This window comes from Streptosporangium roseum DSM 43021 (genome assembly GCF_000024865.1).
Lineage (GTDB): Bacteria > Actinomycetota > Actinomycetes > Streptosporangiales > Streptosporangiaceae > Streptosporangium > Streptosporangium roseum.
The window spans coordinates 8056163-8075667 of the sequence record NC_013595.1; the positions used below are offsets into that span (position 1 = coordinate 8056163).

The 19505-nt window shown below is 71.0% G+C and carries 19 protein-coding genes and 1 riboswitch; of the genes, 11 read left to right on the forward strand and 8 right to left on the reverse strand.

From position 1 onward, the window contains the following. Nucleotides 1-76: 76 nt before the first annotated feature. On the reverse strand, nucleotides 77-763 hold the full coding sequence (locus SROS_RS35200) for a class I SAM-dependent methyltransferase (RefSeq protein WP_012893715.1): 687 nt from the start codon (nucleotides 761-763) through the stop codon (nucleotides 77-79). Nucleotides 764-1025: 262 nt separating this feature from the next. Here SROS_RS35200 and SROS_RS35205 point away from each other — a divergent pair, with 262 nt between their 5' ends. Continuing rightward, on the forward strand, nucleotides 1026-2612 hold the full coding sequence (locus SROS_RS35205; RefSeq protein ID WP_012893716.1) for a phytoene desaturase family protein: 1587 nt from the start codon (nucleotides 1026-1028) through the stop codon (nucleotides 2610-2612). Continuing rightward, nucleotides 2609-4330, forward strand: a complete 1722-nt coding sequence (locus SROS_RS35210) for an ATP-binding SpoIIE family protein phosphatase (protein ID WP_012893717.1) — start codon at nucleotides 2609-2611, stop codon at nucleotides 4328-4330. Before SROS_RS35205 ends, SROS_RS35210 begins: the two co-directional genes overlap by 4 nt. A 162-nt stretch (nucleotides 4331-4492) precedes the next feature. On the opposite strand, the gene SROS_RS35215 is transcribed toward SROS_RS35210, so the two are convergent. Continuing rightward, complete coding sequence (locus SROS_RS35215) at nucleotides 4493-5155, reverse strand: response regulator (protein WP_012893718.1); 663 nt, start codon at nucleotides 5153-5155, stop codon at nucleotides 4493-4495. Further along, entirely contained in the window at nucleotides 5152-6405 is a 1254-nt protein-coding gene (locus tag SROS_RS53480; protein ID WP_012893719.1) for a sensor histidine kinase, read from the reverse strand. Before SROS_RS53480 ends, SROS_RS35215 begins: the two co-directional genes overlap by 4 nt. Nucleotides 6406-6965: 560 nt before the next feature. On the opposite strand from SROS_RS53480, the gene SROS_RS35225 reads away from it, so the two are divergent. Next, the gene (locus tag SROS_RS35225) at nucleotides 6966-8564 is read left to right on the forward strand and encodes an alpha/beta hydrolase (protein ID WP_012893720.1); all 1599 of its coding nucleotides are present in this window, start codon (nucleotides 6966-6968) and stop codon (nucleotides 8562-8564) included. Here SROS_RS35225 and SROS_RS35230 read toward each other — a convergent pair. Beyond that, nucleotides 8536-9591: an AI-2E family transporter gene (locus SROS_RS35230; RefSeq protein WP_012893721.1), complete on the reverse strand. Its 1056-nt coding sequence runs from the start codon at nucleotides 9589-9591 to the stop codon at nucleotides 8536-8538. The two genes, SROS_RS35225 and SROS_RS35230, sit on opposite strands and share 29 nt — an antisense overlap. Nucleotides 9592-9826: 235 nt before the next feature. Here SROS_RS35230 and SROS_RS35235 point away from each other — a divergent pair, with 235 nt between their 5' ends. Next, complete coding sequence (locus tag SROS_RS35235) at nucleotides 9827-10417, forward strand: TIGR03086 family metal-binding protein (protein ID WP_245564386.1); 591 nt, start codon at nucleotides 9827-9829, stop codon at nucleotides 10415-10417. Here the strand turns inward: SROS_RS35235 and SROS_RS54610 are convergent. Next, entirely contained in the window at nucleotides 10414-10623 is a 210-nt protein-coding gene (locus tag SROS_RS54610; protein WP_148269299.1) for a 50S ribosomal protein bL37, read from the reverse strand. The genes SROS_RS35235 and SROS_RS54610 overlap by 4 nt on opposite strands. Before the next feature lie 18 nt (nucleotides 10624-10641). Here SROS_RS54610 and SROS_RS35240 point away from each other — a divergent pair, with 18 nt between their 5' ends. The 4 genes from SROS_RS35240 to SROS_RS35255 all read left to right on the forward strand — a co-directional run bounded on the left by SROS_RS35240 (nucleotide 10642) and on the right by SROS_RS35255 (nucleotide 14383). Further along, entirely contained in the window at nucleotides 10642-11238 is a 597-nt protein-coding gene (locus SROS_RS35240; protein WP_148269300.1) for an HD domain-containing protein, read from the forward strand. Between the two features lie 84 nt (nucleotides 11239-11322). After that, nucleotides 11323-12123, forward strand: coding sequence for a DeoR/GlpR family DNA-binding transcription regulator (locus SROS_RS35245; RefSeq protein ID WP_012893724.1), 801 nt, complete (start codon nucleotides 11323-11325; stop codon nucleotides 12121-12123). Further along, on the forward strand, nucleotides 12120-13199 hold the full coding sequence (galT, locus tag SROS_RS35250) for a galactose-1-phosphate uridylyltransferase (protein WP_012893725.1): 1080 nt from the start codon (nucleotides 12120-12122) through the stop codon (nucleotides 13197-13199). Before SROS_RS35245 ends, galT begins: the two co-directional genes overlap by 4 nt. 71 nt (nucleotides 13200-13270) lie before the next feature. Beyond that, nucleotides 13271-13406: riboswitch (cyclic di-AMP (ydaO/yuaA leader) on the forward strand. Nucleotides 13407-13459: 53 nt separating this feature from the next. Then, on the forward strand, nucleotides 13460-14383 hold the full coding sequence (locus SROS_RS35255) for a coiled-coil domain-containing protein (protein ID WP_043653603.1): 924 nt from the start codon (nucleotides 13460-13462) through the stop codon (nucleotides 14381-14383). A 160-nt stretch (nucleotides 14384-14543) separates the two neighbouring features. Here the strand turns inward: SROS_RS35255 and SROS_RS35260 are convergent, their stop codons facing one another. Continuing rightward, on the reverse strand, nucleotides 14544-15887 hold the full coding sequence (locus SROS_RS35260; protein ID WP_043653605.1) for a WD40 repeat domain-containing protein: 1344 nt from the start codon (nucleotides 15885-15887) through the stop codon (nucleotides 14544-14546). A gap of 286 nt (nucleotides 15888-16173) precedes the next feature. Here SROS_RS35260 and SROS_RS51390 point away from each other — a divergent pair, with 286 nt between their 5' ends. From SROS_RS51390 to SROS_RS35270, 3 genes are read left to right on the forward strand one after another with little or no spacing between them, the layout of a single operon-like run. Further along, the gene (locus SROS_RS51390; protein ID WP_012893728.1) at nucleotides 16174-16329 is read left to right on the forward strand and encodes a hypothetical protein; all 156 of its coding nucleotides are present in this window, start codon (nucleotides 16174-16176) and stop codon (nucleotides 16327-16329) included. 10 nt (nucleotides 16330-16339) lie between these two features. Beyond that, entirely contained in the window at nucleotides 16340-17128 is a 789-nt protein-coding gene (locus tag SROS_RS35265; protein WP_012893729.1) for a GNAT family N-acetyltransferase, read from the forward strand. Continuing rightward, the gene (locus SROS_RS35270; protein WP_012893730.1) at nucleotides 17109-17615 is read left to right on the forward strand and encodes a DinB family protein; all 507 of its coding nucleotides are present in this window, start codon (nucleotides 17109-17111) and stop codon (nucleotides 17613-17615) included. Before SROS_RS35265 ends, SROS_RS35270 begins: the two co-directional genes overlap by 20 nt. On the opposite strand, the gene SROS_RS35275 is transcribed toward SROS_RS35270, so the two are convergent. Beyond that, the gene (locus SROS_RS35275; protein ID WP_012893731.1) at nucleotides 17602-18123 is read right to left on the reverse strand and encodes a MarR family winged helix-turn-helix transcriptional regulator; all 522 of its coding nucleotides are present in this window, start codon (nucleotides 18121-18123) and stop codon (nucleotides 17602-17604) included. The genes SROS_RS35270 and SROS_RS35275 overlap by 14 nt on opposite strands. A gap of 53 nt (nucleotides 18124-18176) precedes the next feature. Then, complete coding sequence (locus tag SROS_RS35280) at nucleotides 18177-19487, reverse strand: M50 family metallopeptidase (protein ID WP_148269301.1); 1311 nt, start codon at nucleotides 19485-19487, stop codon at nucleotides 18177-18179. Between the last annotated feature and the right edge of the window lie 18 nt (nucleotides 19488-19505).

Here is a 19505-nt window from a genome sequence, read left to right on the forward strand (position 1 = left end):
GAAGCGGCGCGGACCACGGTCTTCCAACCTGTGGATGCCCGCCCGAGGGGCGCGGCGCCCCTCGGGCGGTGAGCCGTCAGCGTGGCACCGCGCGCACCCATCCCCGGTCTCCGTTCAGGAATCCGGACATCGTCAGATCCGCCTCGCCGAGTGCCGCCTCGAGGAAGTCGTCGTCAAGGCGCCTGCTGACGAAGGTGTGGGTCCATTTCCGCTCCCCCACCGTGTATTCCATGGTGGCGTGGAGGACGTGGGGCTCCGGCCGGCTGACCTCGGTCATGCGGACGACACGGCCGTCGTCACCGGCCCGTTCGAAGGGCTGGATCGTGTCGTACCACTCGGGGGGCTGGCGCTGCAGGATCACGCACCCGTCGTCGGCGACGTGCTCGCGGCAGGCGCGCAGGAACGCCTGGCGGAGTCCGTCGTCGGCCGTCTCGATCACGAACGACATGAGCAGGACGACGTCGAACTTCCGGTGGAGCGCCAGTGACTGGATGGACGAGCAGACCGTCTCGGCCCCCCTGATGTGCGAGAGCATCTCGGGTGACTCGTCCACGGCGACCACCTCGTGCCCGAGCGCCAGCAGGCTGTGGGTGATCCGGCCCGTGCCCGAGCCGAGCTCCAGGATGGACGCCCCCTCGGGGATCGCCGCGTGAATGTGTTCGGGCTCACCCTTGGGGGTGAGCATGGCGTAGTGATCGACCGCGCAGCCGTCCGGCGTGATCGTTCCCGGGCCGGTGCCGTGATAGAGCCTCCGTGAAGTCACGATCACCATCCTGCGCGACAGTCCGGAAGATCGCGCAGGCGGCTCGCGAACCCGGGGCGGGCCTCCGGCGGGATCGCGCGGGCTCCGGGCGCGGCAGGCGTCAGACGGGCACCGGCAGGGCGATCTTGACGATGACGCCACATATCGGGACCATATGGTTGAGATCAAGAAATATCGATGAATCTCAGTCAAACGCGGACCCAGCCGTAGATCATTCTTTACGATTCTCCTGAACGGCAGTCAAGTCGCACTGGAGGAGAACGTGACGGGGTTCGACGGCGTGATCATCGGTGGCGGTCACAACGGGCTCACGTGCGCCGCCTATCTCGCCAGGGCGGGCCTGTCCATAGCGGTCGTCGAGCGCAACGACGAGGCGGGCGGCGGCTGCAGCACCCAGGAGCTCACCCTCCCCGGCTTCCGGCACAACACCCACAGCAGCTACCACTTCCTGGAAGAGGGCCCGGTCCCGGCCGACCTCGAACTCCAGCGGTACGGCCTGCGCTACGTCTACCCCGAGACCCAGCACTCCACGATCTTCCGGGACGGCCGCGCGATCACGGTCTACACCGATCCCAAGCGCACCGCCGAGTCCTTCGCGCGCTTCTCCCGCGCCGACGCCGACCGGTGGCTGGAGCTGTACGAGCGCTACGCCGAGGCGGCCAGGGACCTGATGAACGGCTTCCTGTACTCCGGACCGCTGCCGCCGCACGTGCTCGCCGAACGGCTCCGGGGCGACCTGGGCCGGGACCTGCTGAGCTACATGCCGCTGTCGCTGTACGAGGCGGTGGACAAGAACTTCGAGAGCGAGCAGGTCAGGGTGCTGTTCAAGTCCTTCCTGCACGCGATCTCGATCGAGAACGTGCCCGGGACCGGCGGCTTCCTGCCGCGCCTGCTGTCCCGCATCGCCCGGCTCGGCGTGCCCGTGGGCGGCGCCGTCAACGTCGCGAACGCGCTGCGCGGCGTCATCGAGGAGCACGGCGGCATCGTGGTCACCGGCGCGCACGCCGAGCGGATCCTGGTCGACGACGGCCGGGCCGTCGGGGTCAAGCTCGCCACCGGCGAGGTCCTCAGCGCGCGGCGGTTCGTGGCCAGCGCGGTGGACGCCCCCCAGACGGTACGGCTGGCGGGCCCGGAGAACTTCGGCGCCGACATCGCGGCCAAGGTCGAGAACTACAAGTGGGCCGGGCACAGCCTGGTCACCCTGCACCTGGCACTGGACGAGGCGCCGCGTTACCTGGCGGCCGAGTTCGAGCCCGATGTGGACCGGGCCTTCCTGGTCGTCCTGGGCGCCGACGACAGCGAGCAGCTCGGCCGTACCTTCGACCAGATCCACGAGGGACGGCTGCCCGACCGGCTGGCGGGCAACGGCGCGTGTCCCTCGCTGTTCGACCCCTCCTACGCCCCGGACGGCAAGCACGTGGCCTTCTGGTGGCCATGGGCCCCCTACGACCTCGACGGCGACGCGGGGAACTGGGACCGGCAACGTGAGGAGGTGGGCGAGCTGCTGCTCGCCGAATGGTCGGAATACGCCCCCAACCTGTCCCGGGGCGCCGTACTCGGCAAACGGGTCTTCTCTCCACTCGACATAGAACGGCACTGCGTCAACATGGTCCGCGGCAGTCATCACGTCGGCGCCTACGAGCCCGCCCAGCTGGGCGGCAACCGGCCCGTCCCCGAACTCGGGCAGTATCGCACCCCGATCACCGGCCTCTATCTCTGCGGCGCGAGCAGCCATCCCGGCGGCTCGGTCTCCGGGGCCCCCGGCTACAACGGCGCCAACGCCATCGCCGAGGACCTCGGCCTCAGCCCCTGGTGGACCCCGGTCCCGGCCCCCCGGTGGAGCGAGTGAACCGCCGCTTCGTCACCAAGGACCCCGCGGCGGCCGCACCGCGGATGAGCAGCCCCGCCACCATGAACGAGCAGCTCTCCCTGCTCAACGCGGCGAGCAAGCGGATCGGCAGCACCCTGGACATGTTCGAGACCGGCAGGGAGCTGATGGATGTCGCCGTGCCGCGCTTCGCGGACGCGGCGGGCATCCTGGTGCAGGACCGGCTCATGACCGACGGGGAGTTCCCGCAGCGCAACACCGACGGCACGGCGCTGGTGCGGCGGATCGCGGTCGGCGTGTCCGACCCCGCGCCCGGCGAGTACGCCAGGGCGTTCCCGGTGGACGAGGTCGTGGTCTACGAGGCGTGGACGCCCTACGCCAGGTGCATGGCCACCGGCAACCCGATCCTCTATCCCCGGCTGGGGCGCCGGACCGCCGAGGAGATCGGGCGGTTCTGGCAGCGCGACTCGGTGTCCAAGGTGCTGGAGGACAGCTCCTTCCTGGTGGTCCCGCTCAAGGCGCGCGGCCGGGTGCTGGGCTTCGTCATCTTCACCCGCAGACCCGACAGCGAGCCCTTCGAGGAGCAGGACATCGGCCTGGCCGAGGAGCTGGCGGCCAGGACCGCGGTCTGCCTGGACAACGCCCGGCTCTACAACCGCGAGCGCCGTACCGCGCTGACCCTGCAGAGCAGCCTGCTCCCGGCCGACCTCTACCAGCCGCTGGGCCTGACGATCGCCTCCCGCTACCTGCCCGCGAGCGATCTGGTGGGGGTGGGCGGCGACTGGTACGACGTGATCCCGCTGCCCGGCTGCCGGGTCGCCCTCGTGGTCGGCGACGTCATGGGGCACGGCATCAGGGCGGCGGCCACGATGGGCCAGCTCCGCACGGCCGCCCGCACGCTGGCCAGTCTCGACCTCAGCCCGGCCGAGGTGCTGTTCCGGCTCAACCGGATGAGCCAGGACCTGGACGCCACCCAGATCGCGACGTGTGTCTACGCCACCTACGACCCGGTCACCCGGATCTGCGCGCTCGCCTCCGCGGGGCACGTGCCGCCGATCCTGGTACGGCCGGGCGGCAAGCCCGAGCTGCTGGAGCTGCCGCCGGGGCTCCCCCTGGGCATCGGCAACGAGCCGGTCGAGATGCGCGAGCTCGTCCTCCCGCACGACGCCGTCCTCGCCTTCTACACCGACGGCCTGGTGGAGAGCCGCGAGCGGGACATCGACGAGGGCATCGACATGGTCTGCGATCTGCTCGCCGGCCAGAACCGGGACCTGGAGGAGGTGTGCGACCTCACGATCGGCGCGCAGCGTCCGGGACACGAGCGCGACGACATCGCGCTCCTGCTGGCCAGGGTGCGCGAGCTGAACGAGGACGACATCGTCGAGATCGCCCTCCCGTCGGACCCCCGCTCCGCCTCCAAGGCGCGCCGCTTCATCCGGGCCACGCTGACCGAGTGGCGGCTGGACCCGATCGCCGACGCCACCGAGCTCATGATCAGCGAGCTGGTCACCAACGCCATCAAGCACGGCTCGGGCACGGTCGGGCTGCGCCTGCTGCGCGGTCCCACGCTGGTGTGCGAGGTGACCGACCGCTCCCTCGCGATGCCGGTCATGCGCGAGGCCGGCAGCGGAGACGACACCGGCCGCGGGCTGCATCTCATCAACTGGCTCGCGCATCGGTGGGGCTCCCGGCTGACGCCCAAGGGCAAGGTCGTCTGGGTGGAGCAGAGCCTGCCGTGAGGCCCGGAAGCCCGGGGCGCGAGGCCAGGAGAAGGCCTCGCGCCCAGGGCGGGGAAGAGCCGGGCCGCGCAACCAAGGACCTGGTCGGACCGCCGCTGCCACCGCGCGTGCTGCCCGGCGCGGCGTCCGCTGATCGGCCGGAGCCGGTGGCCCAGGCCGTCCTCACACCGGGCGGATGAGCCGGGCCTCGTAGGCGAAGACCACGGCCTGCACTCGGTCGCGCAGCTCCAGCTTCAGCAGGATCCGGCCCAGATGCGTCTTCACCGTGGCCTCCGCGAGGTGCAGGCCGGCGGCGATCTCGGTGTTGGACAGGCCGCGGGCCACCTCGATGAGCACCTCTCGCTCGCGTGGGGTGAGCCGTTGCAGCCGCTCGGCGCTCGCCGGGGCGCCGCCGGTGGGAAGCTGGTGGGCGAAGTTCTCCAGCAGGCGGCGGGTGATCCGCGGAGAGACCGCCGCGTCGCCCGCGGCGACGTTCCGGATCGCCGCGAGCAGTTCCTCAGGCAGGGCGTTCTTGAGGAGAAAGCCGGATGCCCCGGCCTTCAGACCGGCGAAGGCGTACTCGTCGAGGTCGAAGGTGGTGAGGATGAGGACCCGGGTCTGCCGGCACGTCCGGACGATCCGGCCGGTCGCCTCTATTCCGTCGGTGCCGGGCATGCGTACGTCCATCAGGACGACGTCGGGACGGAACCGTCGTGCGAGCCGCACGGCTTCCATGCCGTCCCCGGCCTCGCCGACCACTTCCATGTCCGGCTGCGCTTCGAGGACCATGGTGAACGCCATGCGGAGCAGCGGTTCGTCGTCGGCGAGCAGGATGCGGATCGTCACGCGGCCTCGCCCCCGGCCGGGCAGAGGTTGAGGGTGGCCGAGACCTGCCAGCCGCTGCCCGGAAGGGGGCCGGCGTCCAGTGTCCCGCCGTACGCGGCGGCACGTTCGCGCATGCCGGGGATGCCGTGTCCGGAGCATGGGCCGGGTGCCCGTGCGGTGCGGCCGTCGTCGGTGACGTCGACGGTGACGGCCTCGGACGAGCAGCGCACCCGGACCTCGGCGCGCGTGCCGGGCGGCGTGTGCTTGAGGGCGTTGGTCAGGGCTTCCTGCGCCAGGCGATAGACGGTGAGTTGCGCGGCGGCGGGGATGGAGACGGGATCGCCCTCCAGGTCGAGGCTGGTCGGCAGCCCGGCTGCGCGCATCTGGCCGGCGAGGGACTCCAGCTGCGCGATGCCGGGCATCGGATGGCGCAGCGCGTCCGGTCCGTCGACCCGCAGGACGCCGAGGGAGCGCCGCATGTCGGTGAGGGCCTGCCTGCCGGTGCCGGAGATCTGCCGCATGGCGGTGGTCGCCCTGTCGGGGGAGCGGGTCTGCGCGAAGACCGCGCCGTCGGCGAGCGCGACCATGACGGACAGGTTGTGGGTGACGATGTCGTGCATCTCCCGGGCGATACGGGCCCGTTCGTCTGCCACCGCCAGCCGGGCCCGCTGGTCGCGTTCGCGCTCCAGGCGGACCGCGCGGTCCTCCAGGGACGCGAGGTGGGCACGCCTCATCCGCGTGTTCGTACCGGTGACGGCGATGGCGACGGCCACAGCGGTCAGGAAGACGGCTGAGCTGAGGAATCTCCCGTCGGGTGCCGCCCAGCGGGCGGAGGCCAGCAGGATGCCGGTTTCGAGGACGGCCGCGGCCATGAGCGTGCGGCGCCAGGTGGAGCGCGCGGCCACCGTGTACAGGGCCACCAGCAGCGCCACGTCGGTCAGCAGCTGGACGCCGATGAGCCACTGGACGGACGCGACGACGGCCACCGCGCAGAACACCGCCAGGGGCGCGCGGCGCCGCCACACCAGGGGCAGCGACAGGGCCGCCTGGAGGATCAGGGCTCCGGGAGGGTCCTGGTAGACCTTGCCGTTGAGGCCGACGCTCCCGAAGAAGATCGCGGCCGCCGGTAGAACGTCGAATGCCACCGGGGGGAGCCGGGCACCCGTCCGCAGCAGGGCCCGTACCGGCCGCGCTGTCTGTGCGGAGGCGAAAGCGGCGTATCTCACGAGCTGCCCGGCCCATTCCGTCCCGGCCACCGGCCCATCGATCATCACAGGTCCTGTCGCTCCGTACCGTCGTGGCCCCGGCCGGGGTCGCCGCCGCGCACGGGCGGCGGGCGGGGACCCGGTCCATGGCGCCAACATAGTCGGCTCCGGCCGGCGGACGAACACCTCCGGCCCCGCCTTTCGGACAGGGAGAAGGCCACGGAACCGACCGGCGGGGCAGGGGTCCTCTTCCCCCCCGGATGACCGGCCGGTTCTCCCCCCGAGATCACCGGAGGGCCGGGCCGGAGCGCGACCGCCTCAGCCCGCAGTCGTACACGGATGTCCCGGAGGAGGCACCCGCCGCAGTCCCGTCCGGAGGAAAGCGCTGGTCAGAGCCGATGCGGTCGGCAGCCCCCGAAAACGCGCGGCGATCACGCACAGGAGCGGAAACCCCGACCGGGGGCTGACGCGCCGGACCGGCCGTGCGGCCTAGTTTCGTACCCGTGATGGTGTGGCCCGTGATCTTCACGGGCCGTTCCGGCCGCTGGGAAGCCGCCCGCGCGCCGTGACGTCAGGTCCGGAACCGCCACCGTTCATGTCCGAGAACAGGGCAAGAGGAGAATCCGATGCGTGGACGAAGGATGACCGTGGCCGGGGCCGTGATGGCGACCCTCGCGGGCACCGCCGTGATCGGCGTGCAGCCGGCGGCCGGGGCGGCCCGGACGGACGCCGGCGGTCGCAGCCAGGATGACGGGACGACCCGGTTCCAGCGGCAGGGGATCACCTGGCATCGCTGCCAGACCGCCCCGGACGACGCGATCGGCAAGGAACTGGACGACGCGAAGGCCCAGTGCGCCGAGGTCACCGTGCCGCTGGACTACAGCCGGCCGGGCGGACGGACCATCAAGGTCGCGATGTCCCGGCTGAAGGCCACCGATCCCGGGCGCCGGCGGGGGGCGCTGCTGTACAACCCCGGAGGTCCCGGCGTTCCCGCGATGTACCTCGCGCTCAAGGTCAAGCAGGTCGCGCCCGCGGTCGCGGCCCGCTACGACCTGATCGGGATGGACCCCCGTTTCGTCGGGCGCAGCACCCCCCTGAACTGCAAGTGGCCCACTGTCAGCATCGGCTCCGCCGGATCGGACCGGCGCACCTTCGACCGGAGCGTGGCGCTGGCCAGAGACCTGGCGTCCCGCTGCGCCGCCCACCGGGACGTGCTGCCCCACGCCTCCACCCGTAACACCGCCCGGGACATGGACGTGATCCGGGCCGCCCTCGGCGAGCCGAAACTGTCCTACCTCGGCTCCTCCTACGGCACCTACCTGGGCGAGGTCTACCTGCAGCTGTTTCCCCGCCGCGCCGACCGGGTCGTTCTCGACAGCGCCCTGAACCCCGACCTGTTCGGCCCCGACCTGACACGCACGGCGGGACCGGCCGCGGCCGCGGTCCTGGAGAACTGGGCGGCCTGGGCGGCCCGCCACCACGACCGCCACCGTCTGGGCGCCACCCCCGCCGAGGTCCTGGCCACAGTCGACCGGATCAACCGGGCCGCCGCCCGCAGCCCGCTGCGGGTCGGCCGCCACCGCGTCGACAGCGGCGTCCTGCCCCAGCTCCTGTGGAACGTCACCGCCGGCGACGGTGACGAGGCGTATGCCGGATTCGCCGCCGACGTCCAGGTCCTCCGCGACGCCGCCCGCGGCGTCGCGGTCACCCCCACCCCGGTCCTGGAACAGGTCCTGACCGGCCTGTCGTCCCCGGACGCGGAGGGATCCGCCAGCGTCCAGACCGCGATCCAGTGCGCGGACCGGGATGCCTCCCGCGACCCCGAGACCTACTACCGCGACATCCAGGCCCACCGCGCCGACGAGCCCCTGTTCGGCCCGCTGACCCGCCACCTCACCCCCTGCTCGTTCTGGCCGACCACTCCCGCCGAACCGCCCACCCGGGTCCGCAACGACGTCCCGGTCCTGATGGTGGGCGCCACCGGCGACCCGGCAGCCACCTACGCGGGGCAGCGGGCCGCGCACCGCGCCCTGACCGGCTCCCGCCTGGTCACCCTGCGCGGCGCCTTCCGCCACACCGTGTACGGGGGACTCTTCTCCCCCGGGAACGCCTGCGTCGACAGCGCCGTCAACCGCTATCTGATCGACGGCGTCATGCCCGCCGCCGACACCACCTGTTCCGTCATCCCGGCGTCCGTCAAGGGCGGCCGGGGAGCCGGCCGCTGATCAGCGGGGTGGCCCAGCGGGCCGCGGGGTCGGAGTCGATCAGCAGCGCGCGGGCGAAGGCGCTGAGCGGCACCGCCAGAATCGCCCCCAGGGCGCCGAGCTCGTAGGCCCACACGAGCAGGGACAGGATGGTGACCGTGGTGGACAGACCGGCCGACTCCCCTACGAACTTGGGCTGGATCACCGACTGGATGACGAAGTTCAGCACCGAGTAGACGACCACCACGGCGACCATCGTGCTCGGCCCGGAGTCCAGCAGCGCCAGCAGCGCGGGCGGGATGACCCCGATGACGAACCCGATGTTGGGGATGTAGTTGGTGATGAACGCCAGCAGTCCCCAGAGCAGCGGCAACGGCACGCCCATGATCCACAGGGCGGCGGTGTCGAGCACCGCCACGATCAGCCCGAAGACCGTGGAGACGATCAGATAGCTGCACGTCCCCCGGGCGAACTCGCTCAGTGCCCCGACCGTGTGGGGCCGCGAGGTCCGCAGCGACCTGATCGCGTCGTGCGTCACGGTGGCGTCCAGGCTCATCCCGAACAGCAGCAGCGCGATCAGGATGAGGGCCGAGCCGATGCTGAGCAGCCCGCCCAGGAAACCCTGCACCAGGCCGATGAGCGCGCCGGGGTCGAGCTTGCTCAACGCCGAGTTGACCTGTTCCTGGGTGATGCCGAGGTGGTCGATGCCCCGGGCGATCGAGGCCAGCAGCCGCTGGTACTGCGCGGCATAGGTGGGCAGCAGGGCCACGAGCTGCGCCGCCGAGACGACCAGCGAACCGACCAGTGCGACGAGCAGCAGCAGGACGGTGAGAAGCGGGACCGCGACCAGCACCCACGGCCTCGCCCCGCGGCGGCGCAGCCAGACCCGGAGCGGGCTCACCGCGATGGTGAGGGTGAGCGCCAGGAAGGCCGGGCCGGCGATGTCGGCCACCGCCCTGATCCCGGCCAGCGTCACCACCGCGGCGGCCAGCCCGAGCAACAGCCTGAAGCCAGTCGACGATCTCGCGGGTCCGGATGCTTCGGCCATGGGTGACACTATGGCGCGACACGCTCACGGAGAGCGCCAACCGCGCCGCAGCGCCGTCTCCTTCAGCGGACCCGCCTCCCCCTCTTACGCATGAGGGGAATTATGGCGAGATGGCGTGACCGCTCACTGACGTCGCGATGACCGCCGGATGAACCCCACGGTCGGATGCCGCGCCCCCGGCCGATCATGCCCCACGGGCCCGATGACGGGGTGCCCCTCAGGAGTTACGGTCGAAATGACGACTCGGGAGGACATGATGACTATCGACATACGTGAGGCCTACCGACGCACCCTGGATGACTTCGGCGCTCTTGTGCACCGGATCCGGCCGGAACAGTGGGAGAACAAGACGCCGTGCGTGGACTGGGACGTGCGCGCCCTGGTCAACCACGTGGTCGGGGAGAACCGCTGGGCCCCGGAACTGCTCGCCGGACGGAACGTCGCGGACCTCGGCGACGCTCTTGACGGCGACCTGCTCGGCGACGACCCGTTGAAGGCGTTCGACACCTCGGCGGTGGCCGCCGCCCAGGCTGCGGGTGACGAGCGTTCCCTGACCTGCGTCGTCCACCTGTCGTTCGGCGACGTGCGCGGCGAGGAGTACATCACCGAGCTGTTCGCCGACGCGCTCATCCACACCTGGGACCTGGCCCGTGCGATCGGCGCCGACGAGCGGCTCGACCCCGAGCTGGTCGAGGCCTGCGCGGCCTGGTTCGCACGGGCGGAGGAGGGTTACCGCCAGGCGGGGGTGATAGGAGAACAGCAGCCGGTGGCCTCGGGCACCGATTCCCAGACCAGGCTGCTCGCCTCGTGGGGGCGCCGCAGCTAGCGGGCCGTCGGCCTTTTGCCGTGGTTGGCCTTGCGCTTCCTGCGTGACCGGCTCTTGCGCGCTCGCCTGCCCATGCCGCGCCCCTTCCGTCGGGTCCGGCCTTCACATTCCTCCTCGGACGCGCGCCGTACAAGACCCGAGGCGTGCCGTACGGGATCCGGGGGGCGAGCCGTGCGGCGGAGGCGGCGGGCACGACGGCCGGCCATGGTTTTAGGCTCCCCCGCATGAGCGCGAATCTGATGGACCGCTGGCGGTCGCTGGCCGGGCCCGAGGCCGAGAGCCTCGGCCAGGACCTGATCACCCGGTACGGCGAGCCGCACCGCAGGTATCACACGACCGACCACCTGGAGGCCGTACTGGCCCACATCGACACGCTGGCGGAGCACGCGGCGGCCCCCGACCTCGTACGGCTCGCGGCCTGGTTCCACGACGCCGTCTACGACCCCCGGCGCGGCGACAACGAGGAACGCAGCGCCCGGCTGGCCGAACGGACGCTGCCCGAGATGGGGCTGCCCGCCGGAGCGGTGGCCACGGTGGCCCGCCTGGTGCGGCTCACCCGGACGCACGACCCCGCGCCGGACGACGTGGACGGCGCCGTGCTGTGCGACGCCGACCTGGCGATCCTGGCCGCCCCGCCCGAGGTCTACGCGGCCTACGCGGCGGCCGTACGCCAGGAGTACTCCTTCGTCCCGGACGACGCCTTCCGTGCCGGCCGGGCGGCCGTGCTGCGCTCGCTGCTCGACCTGCCGACGATCTTCCGGATCGCCGATCTGGAGGCGGCGGCCAGGGCGAACATCCACGCCGAGCTTGAGCGGCTGTGAGCCACTATTCACCAGGATCCAACAGCGATCACCCAAATCTCCTGTGATAATTTGGTGGAATCTGTTTGATTAAGGAGTGGGTCAATGCTCGCCCAACAGCGGCAGCAGGCGATTCTGGAACGGGTGCGCAGCAACGGCGGGGTCAGGGTCGCCGACCTCGTCCGCGAGCTCGGCGTGTCCGACATGACGATCCGCAGGGATCTCGAAGTGCTGGCCGAGCGCGGGCTGGTGGAGAAGGTCCACGGCGGGGCCACCGCCGCCGGCCCCGGCTCGACCGAGGAGCCCGGATTCGCCGCCAAGTCGATGCGCCAGCAACCGGAGAAGGAGGCGATCGCCCAGTACGCCGCCCAGCTCGTCCGGCCCGGCACGGCCATCGCGCTGTCCGCCGGCACCACGACCTGGACGCTGGCCCACTCCGTGGTCGACGTGCCCGACCTGACCGTGATCACCAACTCGATCCGGATCGCCGACGTCTTCCACCGCTCCCCCCGCGCCGACCGCACCGTCGTGCTGACCGGTGGCGTCCGGACCCCCTCGGACGCGCTGGTCGGCCCGGTCGCCGTGGCGGCCATCCGCGGGCTTCACGTGGACACCCTGTTCCTCGGCGTGCACGGGATGGACGCCCGCGCCGGGTTCACCACTCCGAACCTGCTGGAGGCGGAGACCAACCGCGAGCTGGTCGCCTCCGCGCACCGCCTGGTGGTGCCCGCCGATCACACCAAGTGGGGGACGGTCGGGATCAGCACGATCGCCGAGCTGTCCCAGGCCCACGTCGTGATCACCGACTCCGGCATGCCGGACGAGGCCCGCGACGAGCTCACCGCCCAGGTCGGCGAGCTGATCGTCGCCGAGGCGCGGCCGGAGAGCGCGGTGCTGAGCCGATGAAGCGCACGATCACCCACCTGGCCGACGGGCGGGAACTGTTCTACTTCGACCGGCACGACGACGCCGACCGCGGCGCGATCGACAAGCGCGACCTGCCGCCCCGCCCGCCGGCCTCCGAGCTGCGCTACGACCCGCTCACCGAGGAGTGGATCGCGGTGGCCGGGCACCGCCAGGGGCGCACCTTCCTGCCGCCGGCGAGCGAGTGCCCGCTGTGCCCGTCGACCCTCGGCAACCTGACCGAGGTCCCGTCGAGCGCCTACGACGTCGTCGTCTTCGAGAACCGATTCCCCTCCTTCTCCGCCCAGAGGGGCGAACACCACCAGGTGGGGGGGCTGAGCGAGGTCCGCCCGGGGACCGGGCGGTGCGAGGTGGTCTGCTTCACCTCCGACCACGGCTCGTCCTTCTCCGAGCTCTCCGCCGGCCAGGTCGAGCTGGTCATGGAGGCCTGGATCGACCGTACGGCGGAGCTGTCCGCGATGCCCGGCGTGGAGCAGGTGTTCTGCTTCGAGAACCGGGGAGCGGAGATCGGCATCACTCTGGCCCACCCTCACGGCCAGATCTACGCCTACCCCTACGTGACCCCGCGCACCAGGCTCTCCCTCGGCGCGGCCGAGCGCCATCGGGAGCGGACCGGGGGCAACCTGTTCGCCGACGTGCTGGCCGCCGAGCGGGAGGCCGGGATCCGCGTGGTCGCCTCGAACGAGCACTGGACGGCCTTCGTCCCCGCCGCGGCGCGCTGGCCCGTGGAGGTCCACCTCTACCCGCACCGCCAGGTCCCCGACCTGGGCGGGCTGGAGCCCGCCGAGCGCGCGGCGTTCGGACCGCTCTACACGGAGGTGCTCCGCCGCCTGGACGGGCTTTTCGGCGTGCCCATGCCGTACGTCGCGGCCTGGCACCAGGCGCCGGTGAACGTCGGCCGGGAGCTGTCGTACGCGCACCTGGAGCTGTTCAGCATCCGCCGGGCGCCGGACAAGCTGAAGTATCTCGCCGGATCGGAGTCGGCCATGGGGGCTTTCGTGAACGACGTCCTGCCTGAGGAGACGGCGCGCCTTTTACGTTCTCTTGTCACAGGATGATCACTTATTAGTCTCAGATTGGGGTCGCGTTACCCAGGGTTTACCACTACTATCCTCACACATCGGACCTAATGTCCGATATGCCTAATTCCGGGCGCGTCGCCCGGGAGCCGGGGACCCACCGCACTTGGGGTGAACCACTTCGGTGGAAGGGCTTCCTCCAGCCCGAACCCGTCAGCTAACCCGGTAGGCGGAAGGAGAGGAGAGTCGTGGCGGCTCTATCCCCCACGTTCCGTCGCCATGCGGCTTTGACCATTTCCATGGTTTCGGCCCTAGCGTTCACCCTTGGCACGGCTACCGCGGGTAACGCGACCCCCAAGCCGAAGGAGTCCCAGCTCCGCGCCGAGCTGGCCCAGCTCAACAAGAAGGTCGACAAGCTCATCGAGACCTACGCGGCCAAGCGCGAATCCCTCAAGAAGGCCCAGGCCGCCGAGAGCGTCGCCAAGACGGACCTGCGCAAGGCCGAGGAGAGCTACGCCGAGGCCGAGAAGCAGGTCGACACCCTCGCCCAGTACCGCTACCAGAGCAACGCCGTCGACCTGCCCTCCGTGCTGTTCTCCACCGACATCGGAGGCCTCGCGATCATGGAGCAGCTCAGCGCCCAGCAGAGCACCTACCTGCAGGGCTTCGCCCTGAGCCGGGACCTCAAGAAGCAGGCGGCGGACAAGGCCGCCCAGCTCACCAAAGCGATCGGCGAGGAGGCGGCGGCAGTGGAGAACCAGCGTGAGGAAGCCGAGCAGGTGATCGACGACATCGAGAAGAAGCTCGACGCGCTCGTCCCCACCGGCTCCGGCCGCCGCGCCGACGGCAGCTGGGCCCCCCAGCTCCCCGCCGGCGCCGACAACATCACCGACCGCACCCGGATCATGCGCGAAGCCATCAAGAAGCGCTTTCCCCTGCCCTACCAGGTCGGCTGTTACCGGGCCGCGAACGACGGCGGCGAACACCCCCTCGGCCGCGCCTGCGACTTCATGATGAGCACCGGCGGCTCGATGCCCTCGGCCGCCCACATCAAACTCGGCGACGAGATCGCCGCCTGGACCATCAAGAACAAGGCCGCCCTCGGCGTCAAATACGTCATCTGGCGCCAGCGCATCAACTCCGGCTCCGGCTGGCGCCCGATGTCCAACCGCGGCGGCATCACCGCCAACCACTTCGACCACGTCCACATCTCGATGTACTGAGCTGCTGGGGCGCTGACCTGCGGTTAACGCGTCGTGGATGGCTCTCGGGGCACACTACGCGTTCACCGCCGCCAACATTTCCGGGCTTCTCGATCACCGAGTGGCACCCGGCCCCGTCGTCAAACGGTGTCAGCCGTCAGCGACATGGTCGGACAGGGCATCATGCGGAGCCCGGGCTGATGAAGCAGACGGCAAGGACGTCAGAACCCCCTCCCCCGTAGTCCGACCAGTCCGCGCCGCCCGCGTAGCGGGCCCAGTCCGCCTTGTCGATCTCCGCGTTGGTGTTACCGCTGCAAGCCGCCCGCTCCGGGTCGGCGACGACCTCGGCGAGGCCCCTGAGATCCCACAGGGAGACCCCGCCGGGGCCGGCCGCCAGGGCGATGCCGCCATCGGCGCTGAGAGCCACGGAATCGATCTCCCGCGCGTATCCCTTCAACGCGGCCGTCCGGGCCGGCCCGGACGGGGCGGAGAGGTCCCAGAGAATCCCGGAATCGCTCGGTCCCGCGAGCAGGGCGATCTTCCCGTCGGAGGTCAGGGCCATGTCATAAATGTCGGCGAGGGGCACATCGAACACAGCCGTGCTGACCGGACGCGACCGGTCATCGAGGTTCCAGAGCCCGGCCCGATACGCGTTTCCAGCGAGGACGACGCGCCCGTCCGCGCTCATCGCCGTCGCCGCGGACTTCGCGGGCAGGGCGAGGCCGGCCGACTTGACCCGGCGCGAGGGGTCGGCGAGGTCCCAGACCGTCACCGCCCCATCGCCGTCCACGGTGACGGCGCCCCCGCCGTCCGCGCTGAGTCCGAAGTCGCGAATGTAGGAGGAGGTGCGCGCTCTCGTCACCGACAGGCGCGCCGGACGAGACCGGTCGGTCAGATCCCATACGGTCACGTTGCCGTCGTCGTCGGCGATCACGGCCGTACGGCCGTCGCGCGACACCGCCGCCGCCAGCACGCTGCCGGCGTCCTTGGTGGTCTTCCCGCCCGCCAACGCGGCCATCCGGATCGGCTTGGCCGGATCGGTGAGATCCCACACGATCGTGACGCCGTCGTCGCCGCCGGTCAGCGCGGTCCGACCGTCGAAGGACAGCGCCACCGCGCCCACGTCCTCCTTGTGCCCCTTCAGCACGGCGATCCGGTCGGGCTTATCGACGATCTTGGGGTCGAGCCGGGTCGTGAGGTCCCATACGCTCACCTCGTCGCCGGCACCGGTCAGGGCGATCCGCCCGTCGCCGCTCAGCGCCACCTCGCCGGAGGCGACCGGCGTGAGTTCATCGCCGCGTTCCCCGACCAGGGTGTCGATCAGCCCCGCCCGGGTCTGCCCGTCAGAGTGGATCTTGACTGCGGCCAGGCCGAGGTCCCGAGCCGTGCCGGGGGCGGCGTCACGTAGTTCCGCGGCGTGGAGCGCGAGCCCATGAGCCAGTGCGAGGCGCTCCTGAGCCGACGCCCTGTCACGCTCACGCTTCCACACGAGTCCGGCGGCGGCCAGGAAGACGGCCAGGAGCACGGCAAGTACGATCGCGCACGTTCTCCAGCGGGCGCCGCCACGCGCATCCACTTGCCGGACGCCGGCCAGGTCATTCATCTCGGTCTCCAAACCGTCCGGCTCACAATGGTGCGTACTCTTTTTTGAGGACACGCCCGTACTCCGGGCCGCACTTTGAGTTCCCCCGGCGGGGATCGCCGTTGATCACGCAGTCATAGGTCAGAGTGAACACCTGAATGCCCCCCGCGTCACCATGTTCCCTGCTTCCCCGAGCGCAGCGCTGATCGCGCTCTGTTCGATCTCCTTGATGATGCCTCCGCAGGCTCCGGTCGACCGGCCGTATCTCCCGAGCGTCGCCGAGCTCTCCGTGCTCGCGGCCCTGGGCGCCGGATGCGGGGCGCCGGAAGTGGCCCGGCCCAACGGCGCGGTGGTGGACCTCGGCGCGGGTCCGGCCGCCTCATAGGGTTGCCTCCATGACCGCTGAACCGGCACACGGCGTCCACGCCGCGCGCACGACCTCGCTGCACCTGGCCACCCGGAACGCCGCCGCCTTCTGGACGGCTCTCGCGCAGACCCGAGGGCACGGACTGCTCACCCGTCCCGGTTTCGTCGGCGTGGACGGAGGCGCCCGCGGCGGCCTGCGCGTCCTGCTTCTCTCCCCGGAGCCGGACGCGGGCGATCTCGCCGAACTGACGGAGCTGGCCCGGTGCCGATCAACCGGCGGGGTGGTCGTCGAGGACCCGTTCAGCTCGGTCGACCTCGGCGATCTGGGGCTGAGCCCTCGGCGGCTCCCCGTCATGATCCGCCGCCCCGGTCCGGTCCCCGCGCCACCGGCCGTGGAGGTCGACCGGCTAGAGCCGGGCGGGCGGCTGGAGACCGCGGAACGGATCGTGGTCGACGGATTCCCGCTGCCGGGCTTCCAGCCGTACCGTCCGGGCGAGGTGCTCCCCCAGAGCCTGCTGGAGCGCCAGGAGGTCGACCTGTTCCTCGCCACCCGGGACGGGGTGCCCGCCGGAGCCTGCATGACGGTCACCGATGACGCGGTCGGCGGGGTCTACTGGGTGACCACCCTGCCCGAGCACCGCTCCCGCGGGGTCGGACGGGCACTCATGCACGCGGTCCTGGGACACCTGAAGGGTTCTGTCACCCTGACCTCGGCGACGGCCGGCAAGCCGCTCTACGACTCCCTCGGGTTCGACACCGTCGCCCACGCGACATGGTGGACTGGCATGATGAGGCCCCATGACCGACAGCCGCGTTGACCCTCCCTACGCCGCCGCCGAGACCCTCATGCTCCAGTCGTGGCTGGACTGGCACCGGGAGACCCTGGCCGTGAAGTGCGCCGGGCTCTCGGAGGAGCAGCTCCGCCTGCGCGCCGTCGCGCCGTCCACGCTCTCCCTGCTGGGGCTGGTCCGCCACATGACCGACGTCGAGCGCTACTGGTTCCGCAACGTCCTCAACGGTGAGAACACCCCGGGGATCTACTGGTCCGACCTGCATCCCGACGGGGAGTTCGACCTGGTGGACACCGCCTCGGCCGAGGAGGCGTTCACCCGCTGGCAGGGCGAGATCGACCACGCCCGCGAGGTCTCCGCGGGGCTGCCTCCGGACACCCTGGGCAAGCAGCAGCGCAAGGGGGAGGACGTCTCGCTGCGCTGGATCCTCATCCACATGAGCTCGGAGTACGCCCGGCACAACGGCCACGCCGACATCATCCGCGAGCAGCTCGACGGCGTCACCGGAGAGTAGTCGGCTCCTGGATCGCCTCGGCGATCACCTGGTCGAGGTTGGCCAGGTCCGCGGGGTGGGCCATGGCCGCCTCGGCGAAGCGGGTGAGCAGGCGGGCGAAGGCCTCACGGTCCGCCTCGTCCCAGTCGGCGATCAGCCCGTCCAGGTAGGTCCGCCGGTAGTGGACGACCACCTCCAGCACCCTGCGCCCCCGCCCGCTGAGCACCAGCCGGGCCCGCCGGGCGTCCACCTCGGACTCCTCGCGCTCCACGAACCCGGCACCGATCGCGTCGTTGACGAGCCTGCTGGCCGTGGAGGGGTCCACGTCCAGTTGCTCGGCGACGGCGCCGACGGTCACCTCGGGCACGTCCAGGCTCAGCTTGTGCACGGCGTGCACGACCATCACGTTCGACAGCTGCACCGGCCGCTGCGGGTCCACGATCTTGCGCGAGCGCAGCGGCCGCGCCCAGATCCGGCGCAGCCGGAACAGCGCCACATCGATCGCCGCCCCGGGCGTCCCGTCCCTCACGGAACAACCTTATCGGCGGGTACGGCCGCCGCCGCCCGCCGCGGTACGGCGGGTCAGCCGGTGAGGCGGACCGGGTTCACCAGGTCGGCGTACAGGAGCAGGCCGAACAGAATGATCATCGTGAACGCCAGGGCGTAGGTCAGCGGGAGCACCTTGGCGATGTCCACGTGCGCCGGCTCGGGCCTGCGGGTCACCCGGGCGAAGGCCCGCTTGAGCCCCTCCCAGAGGCCGCCCGCGATGTGGCCGCCGTCGAGCGGCAGCAGGGGGATCAGGTTGAACACGCCGATGGCGAGGTTGAACCCGGCGAGCAGGCTCAGCAGGGCGACGAACTTGTTCTCGGTGGGGGCGGCGGAGGCGGCGATCTCGCCGCCGATCCTGCCCGCGCCGACCACGCCGACCGGGCCGTTGGGGTCGCGTTCCTCACCGGAGAAGGCGGCGTTCCAGACGCCGACCATCTTCTCCGGCAGGTTGACCAGCGACTCGGCGACCCTGCCGGTGAGTTCCACCATGTGGCCGACCACGTAGCCGAAGCTCTGCTTCTCCATGACCTGCGTGGGCGCGACGCCGAGGAAGCCGACGTTCTTCTCGATCTTCTTGGGGTCGTCGACCGCGGGGCGGTCCTGGGAGATCAGGGTGACGTTCAGCGTCTGCGGCCTTCCGTCCCGCACGATGCCGATGGTGACGGGCCCGGCGCCGTTGGCCCGGATCTTCTTGGTGGCCTCCTCCCAGGTGGAGACCGGCACTCCGTCGAACGCGACGATCTTGTCGCCGGGCTTGACGCCCGCCTGCGCCGCCGGCGTCGGCGGGTCGGCCTCGGTGCACGTACGGCCCGGCTTCAGCGACTCGCTGTAGGGGATGACGCACTTGGTCATCCCCGACACGACCGGCTTGAGCACCGGGACGCCGAAGCCCATGATGACGATGGCGAAGAGGACGAAGGCCAGCACGAAGTTCATCGCCGGGCCGCCGCTCATGATGATGACCTTCTGCCACCAGGGCTTGCGGTAGAAGACCCGGTTCTCGTCTCCCGGCCGGACCTCCTCCAGCGCGACCTCGCGGGCGTTCTCGATCAGCCCCTGCCACGGCCCGGTGGCGACCGAACGCACCTTGGTGGGGTCGTCGGTGGGCCGGGGCGGCAGCATGCCGATCATCCGGATGTAGCCGCCGAACGGGATCCACTTCACGCCGTACTCGGTCTCGCCCCTGCGCCACGACCACATGGTCGGGCCGAAGCCGATCATGTACTGGGTGACCTTGACGCCGAACCGCTTCGCCGGCAGCAGGTGACCGATCTCGTGCAGCCCGATCGACACCATCAATCCCAGGAGGAAGACGATGATCCCGATCACGAAGAGCCAGCTCAAGGTTCATACCCCCGGTCA

What these genes read in the sequence shown, in the direction of transcription:
- SROS_RS35265 (WP_012893729.1), top strand. Translation starts at nt 16,340, where the DNA reads ATGACCGCTGAACCGGCACACGGCGTCCACGCCGCGCGCACGACCTCG.
- SROS_RS35225 (WP_012893720.1), top strand. Translation starts at nt 6,966, where the DNA reads ATGCGTGGACGAAGGATGACCGTGGCCGGGGCCGTGATGGCGACCCTC.
- SROS_RS53480 (WP_012893719.1), bottom strand. Translation starts at nt 6,405, where the DNA reads ATGATCGATGGGCCGGTGGCCGGGACGGAATGGGCCGGGCAGCTCGTG.
- SROS_RS35245 (WP_012893724.1), top strand. Translation starts at nt 11,323, where the DNA reads ATGCTCGCCCAACAGCGGCAGCAGGCGATTCTGGAACGGGTGCGCAGC.
- SROS_RS35255 (WP_043653603.1), top strand. Translation starts at nt 13,460, where the DNA reads ATGGTTTCGGCCCTAGCGTTCACCCTTGGCACGGCTACCGCGGGTAAC.
- galT (WP_012893725.1), top strand. Translation starts at nt 12,120, where the DNA reads ATGAAGCGCACGATCACCCACCTGGCCGACGGGCGGGAACTGTTCTAC.
- SROS_RS35270 (WP_012893730.1), top strand. Translation starts at nt 17,109, where the DNA reads ATGACCGACAGCCGCGTTGACCCTCCCTACGCCGCCGCCGAGACCCTC.
- SROS_RS35240 (WP_148269300.1), top strand. Translation starts at nt 10,642, where the DNA reads ATGAGCGCGAATCTGATGGACCGCTGGCGGTCGCTGGCCGGGCCCGAG.
- SROS_RS54610 (WP_148269299.1), bottom strand. Translation starts at nt 10,623, where the DNA reads ATGGCCGGCCGTCGTGCCCGCCGCCTCCGCCGCACGGCTCGCCCCCCG.
- SROS_RS35230 (WP_012893721.1), bottom strand. Translation starts at nt 9,591, where the DNA reads ATGGCCGAAGCATCCGGACCCGCGAGATCGTCGACTGGCTTCAGGCTG.
- SROS_RS35235 (WP_245564386.1), top strand. Translation starts at nt 9,827, where the DNA reads ATGACGACTCGGGAGGACATGATGACTATCGACATACGTGAGGCCTAC.
- SROS_RS51390 (WP_012893728.1), top strand. Translation starts at nt 16,174, where the DNA reads ATGATGCCTCCGCAGGCTCCGGTCGACCGGCCGTATCTCCCGAGCGTC.